Source organism: Bacteroides salyersiae (genome assembly GCF_031172035.1).
GTDB lineage: Bacteria > Bacteroidota > Bacteroidia > Bacteroidales > Bacteroidaceae > Bacteroides > Bacteroides salyersiae.
The window spans coordinates 2,250,552-2,275,372 of sequence record NZ_CP133452.1; the positions used below are offsets into that span (position 1 = coordinate 2,250,552).

15 protein-coding genes are annotated in these 24,821 nt (G+C 42.0%); 11 read left to right on the plus strand and 4 right to left on the minus strand.

Going from position 1 to position 24,821, the window contains the following annotated elements; all coding sequences use genetic code 11:
* The first annotated feature begins 170 nt into the window (after positions 1-170).
* From RB604_RS08290 to tatC, 4 genes are all read left to right on the plus strand, one after another.
* A complete protein-coding gene (locus RB604_RS08290) occupies positions 171-1,124 on the plus strand; it encodes a GSCFA domain-containing protein (protein ID WP_005925665.1) in 954 nt (317 codons plus the stop codon).
* A gap of 133 nt (positions 1,125-1,257) precedes the next feature.
* On the plus strand, positions 1,258-3,828 hold the full coding sequence (locus tag RB604_RS08295) for a bifunctional UDP-N-acetylmuramoyl-tripeptide:D-alanyl-D-alanine ligase/alanine racemase (protein WP_005925662.1): 2,571 nt from the start codon (positions 1,258-1,260) through the stop codon (positions 3,826-3,828).
* Positions 3,829-3,983: 155 nt separating this feature from the next.
* The gene (locus tag RB604_RS08300) at positions 3,984-4,214 is read left to right on the plus strand and encodes a Sec-independent protein translocase subunit TatA/TatB (RefSeq protein ID WP_005925659.1); all 231 of its coding nucleotides are present in this window, start codon (positions 3,984-3,986) and stop codon (positions 4,212-4,214) included.
* Positions 4,215-4,216: 2 nt separating this feature from the next.
* Positions 4,217-5,017 (plus strand): twin-arginine translocase subunit TatC, encoded by an 801-nt coding sequence (gene tatC / locus RB604_RS08305; protein ID WP_055293518.1) that lies wholly within the window; start codon positions 4,217-4,219, stop codon positions 5,015-5,017.
* Between the two features lie 372 nt (positions 5,018-5,389).
* Here tatC and RB604_RS08310 read toward each other — a convergent pair whose 3' ends face one another.
* A complete protein-coding gene (locus tag RB604_RS08310; protein ID WP_055293520.1) occupies positions 5,390-6,091 on the minus strand; it encodes an HAD family hydrolase in 702 nt (233 codons plus the stop codon).
* 115 nt (positions 6,092-6,206) lie between these two features.
* Here RB604_RS08310 and RB604_RS08315 point away from each other — a divergent pair, with 115 nt between their 5' ends.
* Positions 6,207-7,064 carry an AraC family transcriptional regulator gene (locus tag RB604_RS08315; RefSeq protein ID WP_005925650.1) on the plus strand — a complete coding sequence of 286 codons (858 nt, stop codon included), beginning with the start codon at positions 6,207-6,209 and terminating at the stop codon, positions 7,062-7,064.
* A gap of 275 nt (positions 7,065-7,339) precedes the next feature.
* Here the strand turns inward: RB604_RS08315 and RB604_RS08320 are convergent, their stop codons facing one another.
* Together RB604_RS08320 and RB604_RS08325 are read right to left on the minus strand one after the other, a co-directional pair.
* A complete protein-coding gene (locus RB604_RS08320; RefSeq protein ID WP_309009488.1) occupies positions 7,340-10,741 on the minus strand; it encodes a DEAD/DEAH box helicase in 3,402 nt (1,133 codons plus the stop codon).
* A gap of 200 nt (positions 10,742-10,941) precedes the next feature.
* Entirely contained in the window at positions 10,942-12,387 is a 1,446-nt protein-coding gene (locus tag RB604_RS08325; protein ID WP_055293524.1) for an MFS transporter, read from the minus strand.
* Between the two features lie 286 nt (positions 12,388-12,673).
* Here RB604_RS08325 and RB604_RS08330 point away from each other — a divergent pair, with 286 nt between their 5' ends.
* The gene (locus tag RB604_RS08330) at positions 12,674-13,873 is read left to right on the plus strand and encodes a glycoside hydrolase family 88/105 protein (RefSeq protein WP_055293525.1); all 1,200 of its coding nucleotides are present in this window, start codon (positions 12,674-12,676) and stop codon (positions 13,871-13,873) included.
* Between the two features lie 6 nt (positions 13,874-13,879).
* Positions 13,880-14,839, plus strand: a complete 960-nt coding sequence (locus tag RB604_RS08335) for a pectinesterase family protein (RefSeq protein ID WP_055293528.1) — start codon at positions 13,880-13,882, stop codon at positions 14,837-14,839.
* Positions 14,840-14,930: 91 nt separating this feature from the next.
* Here RB604_RS08335 and RB604_RS08340 read toward each other — a convergent pair whose 3' ends face one another.
* A complete protein-coding gene (locus tag RB604_RS08340) occupies positions 14,931-15,269 on the minus strand; it encodes a cupin domain-containing protein (protein WP_055293530.1) in 339 nt (112 codons plus the stop codon).
* Between the two features lie 121 nt (positions 15,270-15,390).
* Here RB604_RS08340 and RB604_RS08345 point away from each other — a divergent pair, with 121 nt between their 5' ends.
* The 4 genes from RB604_RS08345 to RB604_RS08360 all read left to right on the plus strand — a co-directional run bounded on the left by RB604_RS08345 (position 15,391) and on the right by RB604_RS08360 (position 24,698).
* On the plus strand, positions 15,391-17,118 hold the full coding sequence (locus RB604_RS08345) for a pectinesterase family protein (RefSeq protein WP_055293532.1): 1,728 nt from the start codon (positions 15,391-15,393) through the stop codon (positions 17,116-17,118).
* 19 nt (positions 17,119-17,137) lie between these two features.
* Complete coding sequence (locus RB604_RS08350; RefSeq protein ID WP_005925633.1) at positions 17,138-18,292, plus strand: dienelactone hydrolase family protein; 1,155 nt, start codon at positions 17,138-17,140, stop codon at positions 18,290-18,292.
* 188 nt (positions 18,293-18,480) lie between these two features.
* Positions 18,481-22,956, plus strand: a complete 4,476-nt coding sequence (locus tag RB604_RS08355; RefSeq protein ID WP_055293653.1) for a hybrid sensor histidine kinase/response regulator transcription factor — start codon at positions 18,481-18,483, stop codon at positions 22,954-22,956.
* Positions 22,957-22,970: 14 nt separating this feature from the next.
* Positions 22,971-24,698: an LA_2272 family surface repeat-containing protein gene (locus tag RB604_RS08360; RefSeq protein ID WP_007478700.1), complete on the plus strand. Its 1,728-nt coding sequence runs from the start codon at positions 22,971-22,973 to the stop codon at positions 24,696-24,698.
* Positions 24,699-24,821: the final 123 nt, after the last annotated feature.

Genomic DNA, 24,821 nt, shown 5'->3' on the forward strand with positions numbered 1-24,821 from the left:
GAAAAGGAAAGACATTCTTTTTTGATGTGAAAAAGCAGTAATGTTATATTTTTGTACGAAAATATTGCGGGGTTGGGGAGAGGTTTCATTTCCTGATAAAAAATGAACCGATTGTTTTTTCCGTTCCGGTTTTTTCCCTATTTTCGCGTGATTTGATAAATGTGCCAATGATGAACTTCTCTACCCCTGTTGAATTACCAAAGGGTTTGCCACCTATCACTCATGCGCAACAACTGTTGCTGATGGGCTCTTGTTTTGCCGAGAATATCGGCCGGCAGTTGAAAGAGAACTCTTTTCACTGTGACGTCAACCCTTTCGGAATATTATATAATCCTTTTTCTGTATTGGAAGCATTGCAAGAGATTCTTTCGGGAAAGCAATATACAGCATCCGATCTTTTCTTCTTTCGTGATTGTTGGCATAGTCCGATGCATCACGGGGCTTTTTCAGCAGTTTCGGTTGAGGAGGCGTTGCAGCAGATCAATGATCGTTTACGGCAAGCTCACGACCGGATGAGCCGTACGGACTGGCTGCTGCTGACTTGGGGGACAACTTTTGTGTATCAGCAACGAGAGACGGGGCGTATCGTATCGAATTGTCATAAGCAGCCGGAGAAACTGTTCACCCGTAGAATGTTGACGGTAGATGAGATCGTCGATGAGTATACGCGATTCCTGAAAGAACTTCGAAATCAGAATTCCACTTTGAAAGTGCTTTTTACCGTAAGCCCGATCCGTCATATCCGTGACGGTATGCATGCTAACCAGCTCAGCAAGGCAACGTTGCTTTTAGCAATAGAACAATTACAGAGCATTTTTCCTACCACAATTTTTTATTTTCCTTCTTACGAGATTATGCTTGACGAATTGCGTGACTATCGCTTCTATGCCGATGATATGCTTCATCCTTCTCCTTTAGCAGTAAATTATCTGTGGGAACGCTTTTCCGATGTTTTCTTTTCTGATGAAACAAAAAAGATTATGGATGAATGTGAAAGTATTCGTAAAGCGCTGGCACATCGCCCCTTTCATCCCGACTCTGAGGAGCATAAAAGATTTTTAGGACAAATTGTGTTAAAAATAGAACGACTTAACCGAAAATACCCGTACTTAGAGTTTGAATAATGCCTCGATAATGTGCCAATGTCTCAATAATGTGCTAATGCACCAATATGCTAATGTGCCGATTGTTATGCGGTGTATTGCTATAGCGCAGCTAATTGGCATATGGGCACATGGGCAAATTAATTAATTATTTATGTCATATACGATTGAAACAATAGCCGAACGTATGGGTGCCCGCAGGGTCGGTACCTTGGAAGCCACTGTTGACTGGTTACTTACAGATAGCCGTTCACTCAGTTTTCCCGAAGAAACTCTCTTTTTTGCCCTGACTACGAAACGAAACAAAGGAGCACGATACATCCCCGATCTTTATGAACGCGGTGTGCGGAATTTCGTTTTATCACAAGAGGATTTCGATGAGTGGAGTAAAGAGACGGGAGATGGGAGAATGGAGACGGGAGATGTTGACAGTACACTGACTTCTGATTTTCAACTTTCAACTTTCAACTTTCAACTTTCAACTAAACAAGGGCTTTCTGCTTTTAACTTTCTGATCGTCAGTAATCCGTTGAAAGCTCTTCAGAAGTTAGCCGAACAGCATCGTGAACAGTTTCAGATACCTGTAATAGGTATTACGGGAAGCAATGGAAAAACGATTGTAAAGGAGTGGCTGCATCAGTTGCTCAGTCCTGACCGTATTATTGTGCGTTCACCGCGCAGTTATAATTCACAGATCGGTGTGCCTCTTTCCGTATGGCAGATGAATGAGGAGGCGGAACTGGCCATCTTCGAGGCTGGTATTTCTGAGATGGGAGAGATGCGTGCTTTGGCGAACATGATCAAGCCATCTATCGGTATTCTTACTAATATTGGTGGGGCACACCAGGAGAACTTTTTCTCCTTGCAGGAAAAGTGCATGGAGAAACTCAGCCTTTTTAAAAATTGCGATGTCGTAATTTATAATGCCGATAATGAACTGATAAGCAATTGCGTGGCAAAATCGATGCTTACGGCTCGTGAGATAGCTTGGAGCTGCAAGGATGCCGAGCGTCCTCTATATATAAGCAAGATATTGAAGAAAGAAGATCATACGGTTATTTCATATCGTTATCTGGAAATGGATAATACCTTCTGTATCCCTTTCATTGATGATGCATCTATCGAAAATTCACTCAATTGCCTGGCAGCCTGTCTTTATCTGATGATGCCTGCCGATCAGATAACAGAACGAATGGTACGTCTCGAGCCCGTGGCCATGCGTCTGGAGGTGAAGGAGGGAAAGCAGGGATGTATACTTATCAATGATAGTTATAATTCCGATTTGGCTTCACTTGATATTGCTCTTGACTTTCTGGTACGTCGTTCCGAAGCAAAAGGAATGAAACGTACGCTTATCCTTTCGGATATTTTGGAAACCGGACAGAGTACGACGACACTTTACCGTAAAGTGGCCCAATTGGTACAAAGCAGGGGCATTGAAAAGATTATCGGTGTGGGACCTGAAATTTGTTCCTCTGCTGCACGCTTCGATATGGAAAAGTATTTTTTCCATACTACGGACGAATTGATGGCATCAGAACTTCTGAACGGCTTGCACAATGAAGTGATTTTGATAAAGGGTTCGCGTGCATTCAACTTTGATTTGGTTTCGGATGCTTTGGAACTGAAAGTGCATGAGACGATACTGGAAGTGAATCTGGGTGCTATGGTAGCCAACTTGAATCACTATCGTGCCATGCTCCGGCCGGAAACAAAAATGGTCTGCATGGTAAAAGCTTCTGCTTATGGAGCCGGCTCTTATGAAATAGCTAAGACTTTGCAGGAACATCGGGTAGATTATTTGGCCGTGGCTGTGGCTGATGAAGGAGCGGAATTGCGCAAAGCAGGCATTACCTCTTCCATTATCATCATGGATCCGGAGCTAACCTCTTTTAAAACGATGTTCGATTATAAACTCGAACCCGAAGTATATAACTTCCATTTGCTCGATGCATTGGTGAAGGCTGCCGAGAAAGAAGGTATTACCAATTTTCCTGTGCATATTAAGTTGGATACCGGAATGCACCGTCTTGGATTTGCCGAAGGGGACGTTCCTCTGTTAATACGGCGGCTGAAGAACCAGAATGCATTGATTCCACGCTCGGTATTCTCACATTTTGTGGGGAGCGATTCTCCTCAGTTTGATGCCTTTACACGTCAGCAAATTGAGATATTCGAACGCGCCTCGGTTGAATTGCAACGGGCTTTTCCGCATAAAATTCTGCGTCATATCTGCAATACGGCAGGAATTGAGCGTTTTCCGGGTGCGCAGTTTGATATGGTTCGTCTGGGCATCGGGCTGTATGGGGTCAGCCCCATTGATAATTCGGTCATAAACAATGTCAGTACATTGAAAACCACTATTTTGCAGATACGTGATGTCGCGGCCGAAGATACGGTGGGGTATAGCCGTAAAGGACATTTGGAGCGTCCGTCACGTATTGCGGCCATTCCTATCGGTTATGCCGACGGGTTGAATCGTCATTTGGGATGCGGACATGCTTACTGTCTGGTTAATGGAAAAAAAGCCCCTTATGTAGGCAATATTTGTATGGATGTCTGTATGATCGATGTGACCGGCATCGACTGTCAAGAGGGAGATCCTGCTATTATCTTCGGAGATGACTTGCCGATTACCGTATTATCTGATGTGCTTGATACGATACCTTATGAAGTACTTACGAGCGTTTCAACGCGGGTGAAGCGAGTGTATTATCAGGATTAGGAAATTAGGGATTAGTGATAAGTGCTTAGTACTATGCAGTGTAACAGCGCGGCCTGTTAATCACTGATCGCTTATCACTAATTCTCAAAGTTCTTTTTCTCTTTCTAACGAAATCACTATATTTGTCCCCAAACTTATATATACTTTACTATCTTATGACAAACTTATTATTATTAGGCTTTTTACCCAGTGGTTCCGAATGGATTATTATTGCCCTCGTGATCCTTTTGCTTTTTGGTGGAAAGAAGATACCCGAATTGATGCGTGGCCTTGGTAAAGGCGTAAAGAGTTTCAAGGATGGTGTAAACGAAGCGAAAGAGGAGATTAATAAAGCGAAAGACGAGATCGACGAACCGGCTAAAACAACAGACAAGGATAAGAAATAGCCATGGCTGAAATGACTTTCTGGGACCATCTGGACGAGTTGCGCCGGGTGTTGTTTCGTGTCATTGGAGTTTGGTTTGTACTGGCGGTGGGATATTTCATCGCTATGCCCTATTTGTTTGATAACGTAGTGCTGGCTCCTTGTCACAATGACTTTGTGTTTTATGACCTGTTACGATACATCGGCAAGACGTTTGATCTGACAGATGATTTTTTTACACAGGAGTTTCAGGTGAAACTGGTAAATATTAATCTGGCTGCTCCTTTTTTTATACATATGTCTACGGCATTCTGGATGTCGGTAGTGACAGCCCTGCCTTATATCTTTTTTGAGATATGGCGGTTTATTAATCCGGCACTCTATCCAAATGAACGTCGTGGTGTACGGAAAGCACTGACAATCGGTACTTTTATGTTTTTTCTGGGAGTATTGCTGGGATATTTTATGGTGTATCCGTTGACACTTCGTTTCTTGTCCACTTATCAGCTTAGTGCAGAGATAGAGAATGTAATCTCACTCAATTCATATATAGATAATTTTATGATGTTAGTGCTCTGCATGGGGTTGGCATTCGAGTTGCCTTTGGTGACGTGGCTACTTTCGCTGTTGGGGCTTGTCAATAAATCGTTCTTGAGAAAATACCGTCGGCATGCTATCGTCATTATTGTGATTGCTGCTGCCATCATTACTCCTACAGGAGATCCTTTCACGTTGAGTGTCGTGGCGATACCGCTTTATCTACTTTACGAGATGAGTATTCTGATGATTAAGGATAAACCGAAAACGGAAATCGAAGATGAATAATTATTCAATGTAGTGATATATCATTCGGTATAGACTTCCAAGTGCCTGTTTGATATTTTTCGGGTATCGTGTTCACCGTCCATATGCTTGGTGCTTACGATCCGTATGCACCGTGCATACGAGTTATAAGCACCGTGCATACGGGTCGTAAGCACAGATGCAGGAAAACGAGAGTAGCCTTTCACCCTGCATTGCCGATGAATAGGGCGATTAAGCAAAAAGGTGAAGTTGGTAAATTCTAGGTGGATAATGTGCCAAAATGGTCGGAATCTTATACAAAGAAAGTCGCGTAACGAATAGCTTTTCATGGAAAGCCTCCTAAACATATATTACTGACACTCATTCGTTCCGATGTTTTCTGCAACTTTTGCATTAGTGGGTGAGCTGAAGTAGTTTGGTTAATTCTCCCAATTTTTTCAATTGGTAGAGCCAGGGATGCTCAAAATGTTCTACTACTTCATGCTGCCACATTATTTCGAAAGGTATATGCATCGCATAGCCACCGAGAGCCAATACCGGCTGGATATCTGATTTCAGCGAGTTGCCCACCATTAGAAACTGATTGGGAGTTATTCGTAGATTTTCTATAAGTTTGGCATATTCTTTTTCTGTCTTGTCTGACATAATTTCCACATGGTCAAAGTAGGGGGAGAGACCGGAGCGTTGCAGCTTTCGTTGCTGATCCAGTAAATCTCCTTTGGTGGCCACTACTAATTGATAGCGTTTACTTTGTTTTAGAATATTTAAGGTCTCTTCGACTTCGGGCAGTAACTCTATTGGCATGTCCAGTAGGGATTTACCTAAAAGAAGAACCTTTTCTATTGTTTCTGATGGCACTTTCTGCTTACTGATGCGCAATGCGGTTTCTATCATCGATAGCGTAAATCCTTTCGCACCGTAACCGTAACGTTCCAGATTGTCCATTTCTGTGTGAAACAACTCGGCAGATATCTCTTTGGGCTCTCCGTAAGAACTTAATAATCCGGTATATTCTCGTTCTATATCCTGGAAGAACGGTTCATTGCTCCAAAGTGTATCGTCTGCATCGAATGCAATTATTTTTATCTCTTTCATCTTTTTCGTATGTTTACGGCACAAATTTAAATAAATAATTTCTGAAGTTAGCAAGATTGGAAAAGTTTGCTCCGGTGGGTGTCCTTATCTTTGCTGCGTGAAACAATCAAAGAATATGGAACAAAGAATGGCGACAACCCAAGAGTATCACCAGTGTGTAAATAGGGTGGTGGAGTATATCAACAATCATTTAGGTGAAGAAATAGATTTGGAAAGACTGGCCGAAATTTCTCATTTCTCGCCTTATCACTTTCACCGCATTATGAAGGCATTTTTAGGTGAACCGTTGGGAGCATTTATTGTGCGTACAAGAATCGAGACCGCAGCCCGATTGTTACGTTATAGTACAATGCCTGTAAGTGATATTGCTTATCAGATAGGATATGCTTCTCCTTCGTCGTTGTCGAAAGTCTTTAAACAATTTTATGGTATTTCACCCAATGAATATCGAAACAATAAAGACCACATTATTATGAAACCAATGGAAGTGAATCCGGAACTGGATGTGACAATGGAAGTACGTGAACAACAGCCGAAGCAGGTGATTTATGTTCGTTTGACAGGCGCATATATGGCTTTGGCATATTGCGAAGCATGGAAAAAACTGTATGCTTATGTAAATGAAGAGAAGATATATACCGGATGTATGGAATATATTTGCATATTTCATGATGATCCGAAGGTGACCGAGACTAAGAATTTGCGGACAGATGTTTGTTTTACTGTTCCCGTAGCAGTACAACCCAAGGGTGAAATAGGTGTGAAGGAAATTCCGAGGGGAAAATATCTGGTATTTCGCTATAAAGGACCTTATTCTAATCTGGGAGCGGTGTATGATACGATTTATGGGCATTGGATTCCCGAAAGCGGCTATAAGATCAGTGATGCACGTGGTTATGAGGTGTATCTGAATAATCCGGGTAATACGCCTCCTGAGGAGTTATTGACAGAAATTTGTGTGCCGGTGGAGTAAATACTTGATACAGAAATATGAAAATGAAAAAGCCTCTTCTCTCGAAGCGGCTTTTCTTGTTTACTTGCTTTGAAAAAATTGAAAAGGCAGTAAACGTTAAAGCGAAAAAAAGGGAAGTCTCACGACTTCCGCAATTCTTCTAACCTTAAATCTAAATCTCTATGAAAAAAACGTGATGCAAATATAGCGGTTTGTTCATTATTTAGGTGTTAATAAAGCGCATAAAGAGAGAATAAAAATTAATAACCTTCCGTATTATTTCGAAAGATCCTTGCTTATTCGTCCATTCTGACTGTTGAGGGCATTGATTTCATCAAATTATCGTAAATGGGATTCAGTTTCAGTAGATTGGGAACTCCTGTAATAAACATCTGTTTTCGGGCACGGGTCATTGCTACATTTAATTTTCGGTCTACCAATATTCCGTTGTCCACCGTTAAGTTCGAGAGGAATTTGAGTTGGTAAGGGTAGTTGACACAGAACGAATAAATGATGACATCCCGTTCACTCCCTTGAAAACGTTCGACTGTGTCGATAAGTATCCTGTTAAGCATCGGAATGTTTAATCGGGCAATTTCTTGTTTGATGAGTGCTATCTGGCTACGATAAGGAGTGATAATACCCAAAGTTTGTGCTGTGTTGAATTCTTTTTCGTTTTTTTGATAAACGTCTAATGCCAGTCGGGCAACGATACGAGCTTCGGAACGATTCGTTTTGGCCGGCGCTCCTGCGGGTTCCGGTTCGGACGGATAGAAAGCGAGGCGCGTGATGCCTGCCGAATCTTCCAGTTGATGAGGTAATCCTACGGGTAACAGGCGCCCTTCGTAGAAAGTACGGTTGGCAAAAAGGGCTACTTCGGGGTGCATACGTCCTTGTCGGCAAAGCATGTCGGAGAGAAGTGAGGCGGGAGAAGTGAAATGGGGATAGGGAGATATATTATCTTTGGAGGGATGGGAGTAGTTTTGGGTGTTGCGGTAAAGACGCTCAAAAAGAGAATCTTTAAGGTTTGTTAGTCCGATGGCACGCAGTGTTTCATTGTGTATTTCAGATTGATCTTCACGTTGAAGAACGACGGCTGGGAGCTGTTTGTGATCGCCTATAAGGATAAATTTGCCAATGGCATTATCCCCCGACATACTACGGGCACAAAGGATGCCCAATAACTGAGGTTCAAGAATCTGAGTTGCTTCATCGACAATGGCTACATCGAATTTTTTCAGGCGGAAGAGTTCTGGCTTGCCGGAAATGGAGGCTACTGTACCTATGAATATCCGGCAACGTGTAATACGGTCGGTCACTTCCGAACGGCGCATACAAGCTGACAGTTCATTTTCTATCAGATGGCTGCGATAGGCCTCGTCACAGGACAGTTCGCTGCCTATGCGGATAAAGTCCACTTTGGGGCGGATGGAAGAGAGTGATTTGCAAATCTCATCTACGGCACGGTTGGTATACGATAACAGAAGTATCTGTGCCTGTTCGTCCTGGTGGAAGGTTTCTACCATTTTTTTGAGGGCACAAGAGGTCTTTCCTGTTCCTGGAGGGCCTATCAGCAGAAAATAATCTTTGGCCGCTTGTGCTTTAAGGGCAACACGGGAGAAATCATCGGTGGCGGCAGTGATGCGGGGAATGAACGATTCGTCGAAGGCAGGGGAGCGTTGGGCGAGAAGCAGATCCCGGCGGTCTTTTGTTGCCGACGCAAAAGCTGACAGTCCGTAGTACATATTGCGGAAAGTGGTATCCATTGTGTCATGTTCGATGGCATACAGGCTGTCAGGGGGAAGGACAGAGGAATTCTGCTGACTGGCGCGTAGGCGGATATGTATCTCTTCTTCAGTGATTGTTTCGATATTACCTTTAAATACCATTTTGTTGGTGACATTATCGGTAACTGTATTGCGTTCGTACAACACTATGGAGTCTCCTTGCCGGAAGTTGGGTAAGGCTTCTTCCCGGAGTATTTTTCTGGATAAGATGATAGTGACTTTATGCTCGTCGGCTGCGTGATTCTCTTTGATGCGCAGGTCATAAAGAATTTCTCCGGCTTCTGATTTTTCGGCGAGTGTAGAAAGCCATAAGGCAGCGGCTCCTGTACGTCCTTCGTAGTCTACGTCTCCGGATTTGGAGGTATAAAGCTCTTTGGTTATAAAATTATACAGGGCATAGAAATAGGTTTGTTCCAGAGGAGAAAGAGCGGCGAGATGTTGTGCGAATATATCAATGGAGGGACGCAGGTATTGTTCCCAAAAACGGCCTTGTAATCCCCGTTCATTGAGGGTTTGTGCTTGGATTGACTGTAATTTGGTAGCAGTATATTCAAGGCTGTTATGTAATTGTATACCGTATTCTTCGGCTACGATGCGATTTCGAAGGTTGATTACCCGGCGTACCATAGCCCATGACGGGCGGGCCGGATAGAGCAGAGGATAACGTGTATAAAGCAGGTAAGCCTTTACGCGGTGGTGGTCCATCTTCATTGAATATTGAAGTACCGCCTGGTAGAGTAACATCTGTACTTTGTTGTTTTCTTTCGGTTCTACTTTATTACGGATACTGTATTCGTCTCCTTTACCGGATTTCATTTCAATGAATGACGACATATCCCGTTGCATATAGTCGAGACGTCCTTGTAAACCAAGTGCTTCACAAATGTACGAAGGTTCGAGTACGGCATCCCTCTTATCCATTTCATATCCGGGGGCATGGAACGTTTCGGTTACTACTTCCCGGATGTGTTCAAAGTGCATTTTGCAATCTTCAAAGAATTGACGCTCCTTTTCCTTATCTTGTAGATCGGCGCAGGCAGCCAGTTCAATGGGGTAACGGCGGAAGGCCTTTTGCATACACGAAAGGTAGTCTACTTCTCCGTTTGCGTGGATCCATTCGTCCAGAAAGAGGTTGGCTATATTTCCTAATAATAATGGACGCGCATTTTCAATGGGTTGTAAACGTGCCAGAAAATAATTGGCCGGATGATGACCATACTCCCGGAAACACTCGGCGAGCGAGCTGATATCTATCAGATAGTCCGGTTCGAGAACGATGAAAGCAGGATTGAGTATTCCGTTGTCGTCTACGTTTATATCCAGGAGGTTGAGCTGTGCATGCTGCCAAAGGAGTTTGCATGTTTCTGCAAACTCTTCGTTGAATTGGGGGATATTGTAGCGCACCCGTAACGGTTCATCGGCGATACTGTCCAGTGGTGTTACATATAGGAAATGTTCATCGGAATGTTGGAAGCATACCCGCATACGTTCTATTTTTCTGCGAGTGGGCGGAGCGATGATATAAGTGGGATCTGTTTTGGGCAGCAATCTATATAATTCATCCGGAATGTCGGTTCCCGAGAGTTTTTTCAGGAAAAAAGCGAGAGTCTTTGCGTCGCGCAATAATTTTTCCCGTTCGGGCTCTGTTCTACGGTTCAGTACGCCATTTGAAGTCAGGCGGAAAGTATGCAGGCGATTCTGTTCTACGGCTGATAAACCGGTGCGTGCAGCTACAAAACTGATTCGTGCGGACAGGTCGGTCATTTGCAGGCTTTCGTTCTGCATCTGGCTACGGCAAAGGCGTTCGAGCAGGTCACGCATTTGTTTATAGGCTATGTCGAGCTTGTTATCATCGATGCGGCAGACAGTCAACAAAATATCAAACGATTCTTTTATCTCCTTATTTTCCATGCATGCAAAGATAATGCAAACCGAGAGTAGAATAAAATAAACAAGTTCATTTTATTATGTTAGGGTGTAGTTTGCCTTCGCTTGTAGTAAAGACAAGGAAAAGGGAAGTAACGTCAACTTCTTTTAATAAATAAAAAAAGCTGTGCCAACTACCTGTCGACACAGCTTTTACTATTTATAAACATTTATGTGTGGAAAGATTAATCCAATACGATAGGTTTGTATTTCGGAACCAATGCCTTCATTACGGCCCAACCGATGAGGTAGGCTACTGCACAAACACAGAAGATAATGAAGTAACCGGCTGGCTTACCCTCAAATCCCATGAAAGTCATTTGAGTTTCGTCTGCATATACAAACAGGTTACCAGCTACTTTCTGAAGAATCATAGAGCCGAAACCACCGGCCATACCACCGATACCCGTGATACTTGCAATCGCTGTTTTAGGGAACATATCACTTACAGTAGAGAAAATGTTAGCCGACCAGGACTGGTGAGCAGCTCCACCGATACCGATCATGATTACGGGGAACCAAGGAGAAATAGTACCTAACGGTTGTGCCAACAATACTACCAACGGGAAGAATGCGAAGATCAACATCGCTTTCATACGGGCAGCGTAGGGGTTCATACCTGTTTTATTGATGAAGATAGTAGGAAGTTTACCACCGTAAATAGACAACATGGTAATGGCATATAGCGTAAAGATCAATCCCATACCCAATGGGCTGGATGTTTTGATATCGAATTGTGTGAATAAATAAGAAGGAGTCCAGAAAAGGAAGAACCACCATACACCGTCGGTCATAAATTTACCGAAAGCAAAAGCCCAAGTCTGTTTGTAGCTGAAACACTGCCAGAATTTCATTTTTTTCTGGTCTTTCTCTTCTACATGTGGAGCGGCACCTTCTTCGTGCTTATCTTGTTCAATGTATTCCAATTCGGCTTTGTTCACGTGTTTACTCTTTGAAGGGGCTGTGTACATGAATACCCAGAAACCCATCCAAATAAAGCCGAGACCACCAATAACGATAAATGCCATTTCCCAACCCCATACTTTAGCTAAAATAGGAATAGTCAGCGGAGCAATTAATGCACCGATAGATGCACCGGCGTTAAAAATAGAGGTGGCATAAGCACGGTCTTTTTTGGGGAAGTACTCGGCAGTAACTTTAATGGCTGCCGGGAAGTTACCTGCTTCACCGAGTGCCAATACACAACGGGCAGCAAGGAAGCAGTACATACTGATGGTAGCGATTGTAACCACTGTGGCACCTGTTGCGGAAGCTAATTCCGCAGCACTGTGAAGACCTACAAAGTGCTCGGTTACTACTCCACATAAGGCGTGGAGACATGCACCTGCCGACCATACACCGATTGCCCAAAGGAAACCTTTCTTTGTTCCCATCCAGTCGATGAAACGTCCGGCAAACAACATACAGATTGCATATACAATGGAAAATACAGAAGTAATAGTTCCATAATGTGATTCGTCCCAGTGGAATTCCGGTTTGATAAATTCATCCCACGTCAGCGAGAGCACCTGACGGTCGAGGTAGTTTACAGTTGTCGCGAAAAATAACATAGCGCAGATAGTCCATCTGTAGTTTGTCATTTTACCCATAGCATTTTGAATTGTACTCATGATAAATGATTTAAAATTATTAGTTCTGATTCTGGGCCAAAAATACACATTATTTGATGCAAATCAACATATTTATTGTCTCTTTTGCTGTAAATTTTGTCTGTTTTATACCAAAATCGTCCAAAAATGCGGAAAAACTACGTTATCGCACACGAAATTGTATGTTTGCGTGCACGAAAACTTATAAATACACCTTTTGAATCGAAAACTCCACACCTTATATAAAAAGAGTCGCTATCTTTGCCTCATTAAGTAGTAAATCTAATTACCAATAACAAAAATGAGAATGAAGAGAAACTTAATTTGTAAAACTTTTGTGATAGGGGCTTTGCTTTGCTCTGTTTCGTTGGCTGCCCAAAAAGTGAGTGATAAACTTCCATGGTCCGTGCGTATGACGGAGTCGGAGATGATTCGTTGTCCCGAATCGTGGCAACTGGATTTTCAACCTAAACTGAAATGGGATTATTGTCACGGCTTGGAACTCGGAGCAATGCTCGACGTATATGATACTTATGGTGGAAAAAAGATATATGATTATGCACTGGCTTATGCCGATACAATGATTCATGATGATGGTAGCATTGTGACTTACAAACTACACGAATACAATATTGACCGTTTGAATTCCGGGAAATTTCTGTTCCGTATTTATGAGGAATCCAAGGATGAAAAATACAAGAAAGCAATTGATTTATTGCGTAGCCAGCTTGATACGCATCCGCGTAACGAGGATGGCGGTTTTTGGCACAAAAAGATTTATCCGAATCAAATGTGGCTGGATGGTATTTATATGGCTTCACCTTTTTATGCAGAATATGCTTTCCGTAATAACCGGGTGAAAGATTATGCAGATGTGGTGAATCAGTTTATCACTGTGGCTCGCCATACATACGATCCGAAAAACGGCTTGTATCGTCATGCCTGTGATGTGAGTCGTAAGGAGCGTTGGGCCGATCCTGTTACCGGGCAATCTAAACATAGCTGGGGGCGTGCTATGGGATGGTATGCCATGGCATTTGTCGATGCACTCGATTTTATTCCGAAACATGAGGCAGGAAGAGATTCCATGCTCGTTATTCTTAATAATATCGCCGAACAAGTAAAACGCTTACAAGATCCTAAGACCGGGCTTTGGTATCAGGTGCTCGATCGTAGTGGCGATAAGGGTAATTATTTGGAATCTTCTTGTTCAACTATGTTTGTTTATTCTTTATTTAAAGCGGTACGTATGGGATATATCGACTCTTCTTATCTGGATGTGGCATTGAAAGGATATAAAGGTATTCTGGATAATTTTATCGAGGTGGACAAAGATGGATTGGTCACCATCACCCAAGTCTGTGCCGTAGCCGGATTGGGCGGAAAGAATTATCGTTCAGGAGACTATGATTATTATATTAATGAAACCATTCGCAGCAATGATCCGAAAGCAGTAGGTCCGTTTATTATGGCGAGTTTGGAATACGAACGTTTACAGAAGAAATAAAAACATATGAATAAGTTATTGAAAGCAGGTCTGTTGTTGTTTCTGGCCTGCATCGGCACAGTACAGGCACAGCAAAAACAAGACACTATCGTAGTTGCTCGTGATGGAACCGGTGAATATCGTACTATTCAAGAAGCGGTAGAGGCCGTCCGGGCTTTTATGGATTACACCGTTACTATATATATAAAGGATGGACTGTATAAAGAAAAACTGGTAATTCCCTCTTGGGTCAAGAACGTGCAGCTGGTAGGTGAGAGTGCTGAAGGTACTATAATTACCTACGATGATCATGCTAATATCGATAAGATGGGTACTTTCCGCACTTATACTGTGAAAGTGGAAGGCAATGATATCACATTTAAGAATCTGACCATCGAGAATAATGCCGCACCGCTTGGGCAGGCTGTGGCTCTTCATACCGAAGGAGACAGGCTGATGTTTATTCATTGTCGTTTATTGGGGAATCAGGATACGATATATACGGGTAGAGAAGGAACACGTCTTTTGTTTACAGATTGTTATATAGAAGGAACGACTGATTTTATCTTTGGTCCGGCGACGGCATTGTTTGAACGTTGTACGATCCACAGCAAACGGAATTCATACATTACGGCCGCATCGACTCCGGAAAATGTAGAATTCGGTTATGTGTTCAAAAATTGTAAGTTGACGGCTGCACCCGGAGTGACCAAAGTATATCTGGGGCGTCCATGGCGTCCGTATGCTTCTACTACTTTCCTCAATTGCGAATTTGGTAGCCATATCCGCCCTGAAGGCTGGGATAACTGGCGCAATAAAGAGAATGAGAAAACTGCCCGTTATGCGGAATTCGGTAATACAGGTGAAGGCGCAGCCACAGCCGGCAGAGTGAAATGGGCTAAACAGTTGACCTCTAAAGAGGCACTGCGTTATACTATTGAGAATATTTTTACGGATAGTAGTAATTGGTATCCATATAAGAGATAAGAGAGTCTCCTTATTATAAAGTCGTGATGACCTGTGTAGTAGGGAAGATATTCTTTGCAGAGGAGGGTGTGCGGCAGTGCCGTCACACCCTTTATAGAAAATCTGCTCGTATCGGACTAAAACAGTCAATCAATATTCCTGCTTCCAAGCAGGTGCATCCATGTTCTGCATCCGGTTCGATATATATACCGTCTCCAGTTTCTACTATTTGTTTCTCTCCGTTTACGGTGAATTCAAACTTGCCGCTTGCTACATATGTAGTCTGGGTATGATAGTGTGTATGAGGTGTTCCGATTGCACCGGTTTCAAACTTAACCTTTACAAGCATTATCTGTCCGTCATACCCCATGATCTGACGAACTACACCTTCGCCTGCCGGTTCCCATGCCTTTTCTTTTTCTAAAATGAATGTTTTACTTCTTGTTTTCATACTTTATGCTTTAAAAAAACGTCCAAATATACAATTATTCCACCTAAAGCAACGTTTTTTAGACGTCATTCAGATAAAAAGTCCGTAAGTTTGCACAACAATAAAATAGATTTCGACAAAAATGAAAAACAAGCTGGCTGTTCTTTTAAGTTTATTCTTTCTTCTTTCTGCTTTTAAAGCGGATAGACCCGTGCTTACCATTTTTATGATAGGCGATTCTACAATGGCTAACAAAAATATTACCGGAGGAAATCCTGAACGGGGGTGGGGAATGATGCTTCCCGGATTCTTCAGTGAAGAAGTACGTATCGACAATCATGCAATGAATGGGCGGAGCTCCAAGAGTTTTATTGATGAAGGTCGCTGGGACAAGGTCATTTCTCAAGTGAAAAAAGGAGACTATGTGATTATCCAATTCGGGCATAATGATGAGAAACCTAAAGCAGACCGTCATACGGATCCCGGTACGACTTTTGATGCTAACCTTAGCCGTTTTGTGAATGAAACTCGTGCAAAAGGAGGAATTCCGATACTTTGTAATGCGATTGTACGTCGTAATTTTGTCCGTCCGTTAGACGAAAGTATCAGTAAAGACACTCGTCATGATGCCGGAGAAGTGAAACAGCCGCAAGAAGGCGATACCTTGTATGATACGCACGGCGCTTATATCGAATCTCCCCGTAATGTAGCGAAGAAGCTGAATGTACCTTTTATTGATATGAATAAGATAACCCATGAATTGGTTCAAGGTTTAGGACCTGTAGAATCGAAGAAACTTTTCATGTGGGTAGAGCCTAACAAAGTACCGGCCTTTCCGAAAGGGCGTGAAGATAATACACATCTTAATATATATGGTGGCCGGGTAGTGGCCGGTCTGGCAGTGGATGCCATTGCACAGGCTGTTCCCGAATTGGCTAAATACGTTTGTCACTATGATTATGTGGTAGCACAAGATGGTAGCGGTGACTTTTTTACTATTCAGGATGCCATTGATGCCGTACCCGATTTTCGTAAAAATGTGCGTACTACTATTCTTGTCCGTAAAGGTATCTACAAAGAAAAAGTCGTGATACCGGAAAGTAAAATAAATGTTTCTTTGATAGGTCAGGAAGGAGCGGTTCTTTCTTATGACGATTATGCTGATAAAAAGAATGTCTTCGGAGAAACGAAGGGGACTTCCGGTTCGTCTACCTGTTATATTTATGCACCGGATTTTTATGCCGAGAATATAACTTTTGAGAATACTGCCGGTCCGGTGGGGCAGGCAGTAGCTTGTTTTGTGTCGGCAGATCGTGCTTTTTTCAAGAATTGCCGCTTTCTGGGTTTTCAGGATACGCTTTACACTTATGGTAAAAACAGTCGCCAGTATTATGAGAACTGTTATATTGAGGGTTCTGTCGATTTTATTTTCGGTTGGTCTACGGCTGTATTCAATCGTTGCCACATCCATAGTAAGAGAAACGGATATATAACAGCTCCTTCTACCGATAAAGAGTCAAAATACGGTTATGTTTTTTATGATTGTACCCTAACTGCCGATGAGGGCGTGAAAGGAGTTTATCTTTCCCGTCCTTGGCGTCCATATGCAAAGGCGGTATTTATACATTGCAATATGGGCGGACATATACAACCTGCTGGGTGGCATAACTGGGGTAAGAAAGAGGCAGAAAAAACGGTGTTTTATGCCGAATATCAGAGTAGTGGTGAAGGAGCTGCTCCGAAAGCGCGTGCTGCTTTCTCCCGGCAATTAAAAGATCTGAAAGAATATCGTATGGAAGATATCCTGAAAGGTGGAGATGGCTGGAATCCGGTGAAGAATGGAGATTCATTGGTAAAGGTAGTGAGATAATTTATAATAACAGACTCGGATGTTGAAACGAATCGGTGTTAGTATATTGACAGCTATTGCTTTTTTGACTGCTGTGGCACAAAAAAGCACTTCCTATGAGATAGAAAAGGATTATCCGCTTTTTCTGGAAAAGATGAAACAAGAACTTACCTATCCTATGGCATGGGGGAATAGTGCCCAGACTGATTTTTCCGAGTGGCGGAAAATGGCCCGTACGATTGTTCTGGATGCAATGTTGGCTCCACCGCCTGTTGCCAAAGAATATGGTATGGAAGTTGTGGCTATAGAACAACGGGCGGGTTATGAAGCTCGAAAAATTCGTTTCAACCTTTCCGGTTATTCCCGGGTTCCCGCTTACTTGTTGGTTCCTGCGGGGAAAGGCCCGTTTCCGGCTGTTGTGCTGTTACATGATCATGGTGCGCATTTTTCGATAGGGAAAGAGAAGATGATTCGGCCTTTCGATGTTGATTCTTTAATATTGGCGGATGCCGATAATTGGGTGCATCAATGTTATGATGACCAGTATGTTGGTGACTATCTGGCTTCTAAGGGATATGTGGTGATTTCCATAGACGCTCTTTTCTGGGGAGAGCGCGGGCGGAAAGAGGGGGCACGTTATGAAAGTCAGCAGTCTTTGGCGTGTGTCTTTGAAATGTTGGGGCGCAGTTGGAGCGGTACGATTTCATATGAGGATATGTATACTGCCGACTTTCTTGCTTCTTTGAAAGAGGTCGATGCTGATCGGATAGGTTGCATGGGATTCTCGATGGGGGCTTATCGTTCCTGGATGTTATCGGCGTTGTCTGATAGGGTAAAGGCCGGTGCTGCTGTTTGTTGGCTGACGACCACTGAATATCAGCTTTCCCCCCATTACGGACGTGGGAAGGGTGATTCGAATTACGCCAATGTGTTACCTGGTTTAAGGCGGTATTTGGATTATCCGCATATCGCTTCTATTGCCTGCCCTAAAGCAATGCTTTTCTTTAATGGCCGGCATGATAAACTTTTTCCTGTTCCTGCAGTAGAAAATGCTTATTCACAGTTGCATACAGTGTGGAATAGTCAGAATGCCGATGATAAACTGATCACAAAATTGTGGGAATTGCCCCATTTCTGTAGTAAGGAAATGCAAGCAGAAATATTGTCTTTCTTTAATAAACAACTTTCAAAATAATATTTGGTAAAAAAGGCATATTTCGGAAGGAAGATTTTTTACCTGTAGCTTATTTTTTATACTTATTCCAGCTACTTAAGAGATACTAAATGAGGGTATATCATACCTATGTCTTATTAAAATAGAAATAAAAATAAGGCAAAATTCGGTTTAATTTGTATCTTTACCGCATGGAATTTTATAAAATGATGAGAAGAATCTTATTTCTGATAGCATTTTTGAGTATCGCGCTGGTGATTAGTGCCCAGCGGAACTGTTTTTTTACCCATTACTCTTCCGAAGACGGTTTGTCACAAAATACTGTAATGAGCATTTTACAGGATCATAAAGGAAATCTTTGGTTTTCGACTTGGGATGGTATTAACCGTTTTAATGGCTATTCTTTTAAAACATATAAGGCACGTCAGGGAAATTTTATCAGTTTGACAAATAATCGCGTCGACCGGATGTATGAAGATCCGGACGGATTTTTATGGTTGTTGACCTATGATAATCGGGCTCATCGTTTCGATCCTCGTACAGAAACCTTTGAGCAGGTTCCTGCTGCCGGACAGCCGGGGAGTAATTCCAATGTGAATGCGATCAGTGTCCTTCGAAGAGGGACAGTCTGGTTGCTTACGGAGAATGACGGTGCAATACGTGTCACTGCTTCTGCTCAGACCGGTCGCCTTGCTACTGAAATTTATTCTGCAAAGTCGGGGCTTTTTCCTGCTACGAAAGTTTTTAAGGTATATCAGGATGCTGATAATAATGAATGGCTGCTTACGGATAATGGTTTGGGCTTAATTCGTCCGGGGGAGAAAACACCGGTATCCTATTTTGTAGAAACGAAAGAGCGCTTTTCGGATCCGAAGCAGGCTTTCTATGCAGTACAGGAGAATGAAACGGAGATTTGTTTCGGATCGGACAGAGGGCGTGTATGGCGTTATCAGAAAGAAAACGGGCAATTCGAATTGCTTGAGTTGCCAACTCGCTCACGCATTAGTTCCATCAACAGTGTAGAACCGAATAAAGTAGTGATTGCTACTTCTACAGACGGTTTCTTTGTTTACAATTTGAAAACGAAAGAATATGTGCATTATTCTCATGTAACTTGTCGTGACTTGCCTTCCGCCCCTATTGTGTCGGCATATGTAGACAAAACTTCAGAAGTGTGGTTTGAGCAGGAAGAACCGGGAGTTGTTGCACACTTTAATCCTTTTACCGGAATATTAAAACGTGAGCAGATACGCGTGGAACCTACTGCTGCCGACCGTTCACGTCCTTCTTTTCATATACACGAAGATGTGAACGGATATCTTTGGGTACATCCTTATGGTGGGGGATTTTCTTTTTATGATCGGGAAAAGAATCAGCTTGTGCCTTTTTACGACGAGTTGGGAAGTTCAGACTGGCGTTTTTCTAATAAAATACATTCCAGTTTTTCCGATACACAAGGGAATCTTTGGATTTGTACCCATTCCAAAGGATTAGAAAAAGTGACATTTCGTTCGGTTCAGTTTAGCATGATGACACCGGAGGAGCATAATTATGAGTCGTTGAGCAATGAAGTGCGTGCCCTTTGTGAAGATAATAATAAAAATATATGGGTGGGGCTGAAAGACGGACGTCTCCGTATATATGATTCTGACCATAAATATCTGGGATTTTTAACCGAGAACGGAACAGTCTCCCGTTCGGGGGTACCTATGAAAGGTACGGTCTATTATATTATGCAGGATTCCAAAGGAGTACTTTGGATAGCAACGAAAGGGGATGGTTTGGTACGTGCCGAGCCGATAGCGTCGAACGGTCTGTCTTATCGGTTATCTCGTTATCGTTATGATGAGGATGACATGTATAGCTTGAGCAATGATAATGTGTATTGTGTTTATGAAGATCATAACGGGCGTATCTGGATTGCAACCTTTGCTAATGGAATTAATTATATATCAAAGGATAAGAATGGAAATACTATTTTTGTCAATCATCGCAACAATCTGAAGGGATATCCGATTGATCTGTGCTATAAAACCCGTTTTATTACTTCGGATAACAATGGACGTCTTTGGGTAGGGACGACAGCCGGTGCAGTTGCTTTTGACGAAAACTTCAGTACCCCTGAAGAAATTCAATTCCATCATTTTTCCCGTAATCCGAATGATACGAAAAGTTTGAGTAATAATGATGTGCACTGGATTGTAGCTACAGAAAAGAAAGAGCTTTATCTTGCCACTTTTGGTGGCGGACTTAATAAACTTCTTTTTATTGATGAGGCTGGAAAAGGAGCATTTAAATCTTATTCTGTGCTTGACGGACTTCCCTCAGATGTGTTGCTTTCTATTCGGGAAGACGATAAGCACAATTTGTGGATAAGTACGGAAAATGGTGTCAGTAAATTTATTCCCGGTGAAGAACGTTTTGAGAATTACGATGATCGCAGTATCACGTTCCGTGTGCGTTTTAGTGAAGCTGCTTCAACAGTGACTTCTAAAGGAGATATCTTGTTTGGTGCCAGTAATGGGATTTTTATGTTTAATCCCGATTCTATCAGTAAAAGCCGTTTTGTCCCTCCTATCGTATTCTCTAAATTAGTGATTGCTAATCAGGACATTGTTCCGGGGGATAATTCTGTATTGAAGGTAGGTTTGGATGATACAAAAGAATTGGTACTCTCTCATAAAGAAAATATTTTTGCTATTCAGTATGCGGCACTCGATTACACGAATCCGCAGAATATTCAGTATGCTTATATCCTTGAAGGCTTTGAGAAACAATGGACCTATGCCGACAGGTTGCGCAGTGCTACTTATACCAACTTGCCTAAAGGACATTATACATTCAAGGTGCGTTCAACGAATAGTGATGGTGTCTGGGTGCCTAATACCCGGTATCTCGAAATTGTTGTGTTACCGTCATTTTGGGAAACGCCACTTGCTTATTTCCTTTATGTAATATTCATTCTGCTTATCATCTTTGTAGCGGTTTACATTCTTTTCACCATTTATCGGTTGAAGCACGAAGTATCGGTAGAACAACAGGTCTCGGATATAAAACTTCGGTTCTTTACAAATATTTCACATGAGCTTCGTACACCGTTGACTTTGATATCCGGCCCGGTAGAGCATGTCTTGAAAAATTCGAAATTGCCGGAAGATGCACGTGAACAACTGGTCGTAGTAGAACGTAATACGAACCGGATGCTTCATTTGGTCAATCAGATCCTTGATTTCCGTAAGATTCAGAATAAGAAAATGAAGATGCAGGTACAAAGGGTCGACGTCGTCTCTTTTGTCCGGAGGATAATGGATAATTTCGAATCGCTGGCGGAAGAACACAGTATCGACTTTTTATTTGAAACGGAAAAGGACGAATTGTATCTTTGGGTTGATGAGGATAAATTGGAGAAGATCGTATTCAATTTGCTTTCTAATGCCTTTAAATATACTCCGAATGGAAAACTGATTCGTGTCTTCATCCGTGAAGATGAAGGAACCGTTGCCATAGGTGTACAGGATCAGGGAATCGGTATACCGGAGAATAAGAAAAAATCTCTCTTTGTGCGTTTCGAAAATCTGGTAGATAAGAATTTGTTTAATCAGGCAAGCACCGGTATTGGTCTTTCATTGGTGAAAGAGCTTGCCGAAATGCATAAAGCTACTATTTCGGTAGAGAGTAAGTTAGGCGAAGGAAGCTGTTTCAAAGTCGATTTCCTTAAAGGAAAGGAACATTATGATGATACGGTTGAATTTATTCTGGAGGATGCAGCCGTTCGTCGTTCCGTTCCTGTGATGGATGCAACAGCATCTGTTATTCCTATTATTAATCCGGAAGTAACCTCTTTAGAGGAAGAATCTGAAGAGGATTCTAATAAAGAAGTGATGTTGCTTGTGGAAGACAATCAGGAACTACGTACTTTCCTGCGTACCATTTTTTCACCGGTATATCGTGTCATTGAGGCGGTAGACGGTATGGACGGCTGGAGCAAAGCACTTAAATTTGTTCCAGACATTATCATCAGTGACGTTATGATGCCCGAGAAAGACGGCATTGAAATGACGAAGGAACTCCGTGCGGATATGACCACCAGTCATATTCCTATTGTTCTGCTGACGGCCAAAACTTCTATCGAAAGTAAGTTGGAAGGTTTGGAATACGGTGCCGATGATTATATTACCAAACCTTTCAGTGCCACTTATCTGAAAGCTCGTGTAGAGAATTTACTTGCTCAACGTCATAAACTGCAAAGTTTTTACAGAGACAATTTGATGAATAGTGTTCTGTCTTCTACCGCAGTTTCGGAAGAGGTTGTTTTAGAAGAAGAAAAATTACCGGAAATGTCTCCCAATGATCGTAAGTTTATGGACAAGCTTATTGAACTGATGGAAAAGAATATGGATAACGGTGATTTGGTAGTAGATGATTTGGTGAGAGAGGTTGCTGTGAGTCGTTCGGTATTTTTTAAAAAACTAAAAACACTGACAGGGTTGGCGCCGATTGAGTTTATTAAAGAAATGCGTATCAATCGTGCCGCCCAATTAATAGAAACCGGTGAATTTAATATGACTCAGATTTCATATATGGTAGGTATTAATGATCCGCGTTATTTCAGTAAATGCTTCAAATCGAAAATAGGGATGACCCCTACCGAGTATAAGGATAGCTTAAGCAAAAAGAATACTTAAATTCCACATTCTCTATGAAAAAATTATTTTTATTGCTGGCTCTTTTCCTGATGTGCCATCTCGGTATGGTGCAGACAAATGATTCGATTTGGAAACCTTTTGAGGCAAAATTTACAACTTCCGGTTCCATATTTCAAGGAAATGGGTATCGGATAAGAACAGAGAGTATTGAGATTCCTCCCTATAAAAGTAGAGTTGTAAGATATTTGCGGACGCAGCATTGCAAGGATGAAGATTATTATTGGAGTCTGGCAGAAAAACTGCTTGGATGTTATAAGAAAGACATAACGTTTTCTAAGGAGGGAGATATTTCTATTTATTCTTGTGTCAGGCATAACTATATGGATAGTGTTCCGACTATTTGTACTGCATATATACAGCCTGTGACAGCTTGTTTGTTGTCGGGAGTAGCTTTTTCAAAACAAGGGGTTGCAGATACTGTATATCAGAGACAGTTGGTCGATAAGATATGGAATTGTGATATACCGCATTCTGTTTATATCCCTAACAGCGAGGATACTATTTATTTCTTAAGACAGAAGATTATTAATCCTCAACTTTTGCTTGAGAAGAATAAGCCTGTGTATGTATATGACTCTGAGCTAAAGAGTTTCAGAAGCAATTATTATAAGTTCGGGCGAAGCAATGACGGTTACATCGTTTGCTCGTGGGATTCTTATCTGACAGATGAAGCGGTGGAGCAGGCAAGGGGTAACTTGATTCTTGATAAGAAGAAGGAGTCTAAGATTCTGTTTGAAGGCAAGGATACGATACTATTCAGAGGGTGCAAATTTACAGCCGACAGGATAGTCAGTCAGAATCGTTCTTTTCGTGGAGGATATGAAGTCACTACCACCTATTTGGCAAAAGTGGAATTTGAAAATATGCCTGTTCTTATTCATCTGAATCAGAACCAGCATGCCGACAGTATCGGAGAGAATATGCCGCTACCTTCTTTTATTGAAGAAAACATCTTCCGGCTGAAAAATAGACCACCGGCCGTAACGGTCATCAGAGATAGCATACCAGCTACAGATACTTTGTTTGTAGTAAAAAAGAATAGATTTCCCCTATGGACCTATTATGATAAAAACACACGGATAACGGGTGTTTCGTTGGGTATTGGCGAGATAAATGATTTGCGGAATGTCACGACTAACGGTCTAAAACTGGATGTAATAGGTTCTTCTTCTTTTTTAGCGCTGATGTTGCCATTTGCTTTAGTACCTCCCTCCGAGATAATGGAATTGAATCGAAGATGGCAAATTGCCGAATCGGCAATCTTATATAAGAATCGCTTTAGTATAACGAATGGTATCTCTTTTTCAGTAGCCGGCTCTGTATTGGATAGCCATATTATTAATGGCATAGGGTTTGGAGGAATAGTCACGATTAACTATCGTGTCAATGGAATGTCTCTTGCCGGACTTAATAACGGATTGACTTACAATAATGGATTACAGGTGGCAGGACTTTGGGCAACTGCCCATCAATCCAATGGAATGCAGATCGGGGTATTAGGAACTATGGGGTATCATGTAAAAGGAGTACAAATCGGTGCATTCAATTTTGCAAAAAAACAAATATGTGGTTTACAGACAGGGGTGTTTAATACTGCCACTAAATCGAATGGTCTCCAGATAGGTCTTTGTAATTTTTCCAAGAAGCTCAAAGGAATACAGATCGGGTTTTGGAATAAAAGCGATAGACGTAGCCTTCCTTTCTTTAATTGGGGATTTTAGTAATAGGGGATTTAAGGCATACGATTATCGAATAATATGCAGTGAGAAAATCACACCTCTGATTTTAACATTGTTAATCTCGTTTTCGCCATATTGTTTCTTTCGTCGCAAAACATTAATTTC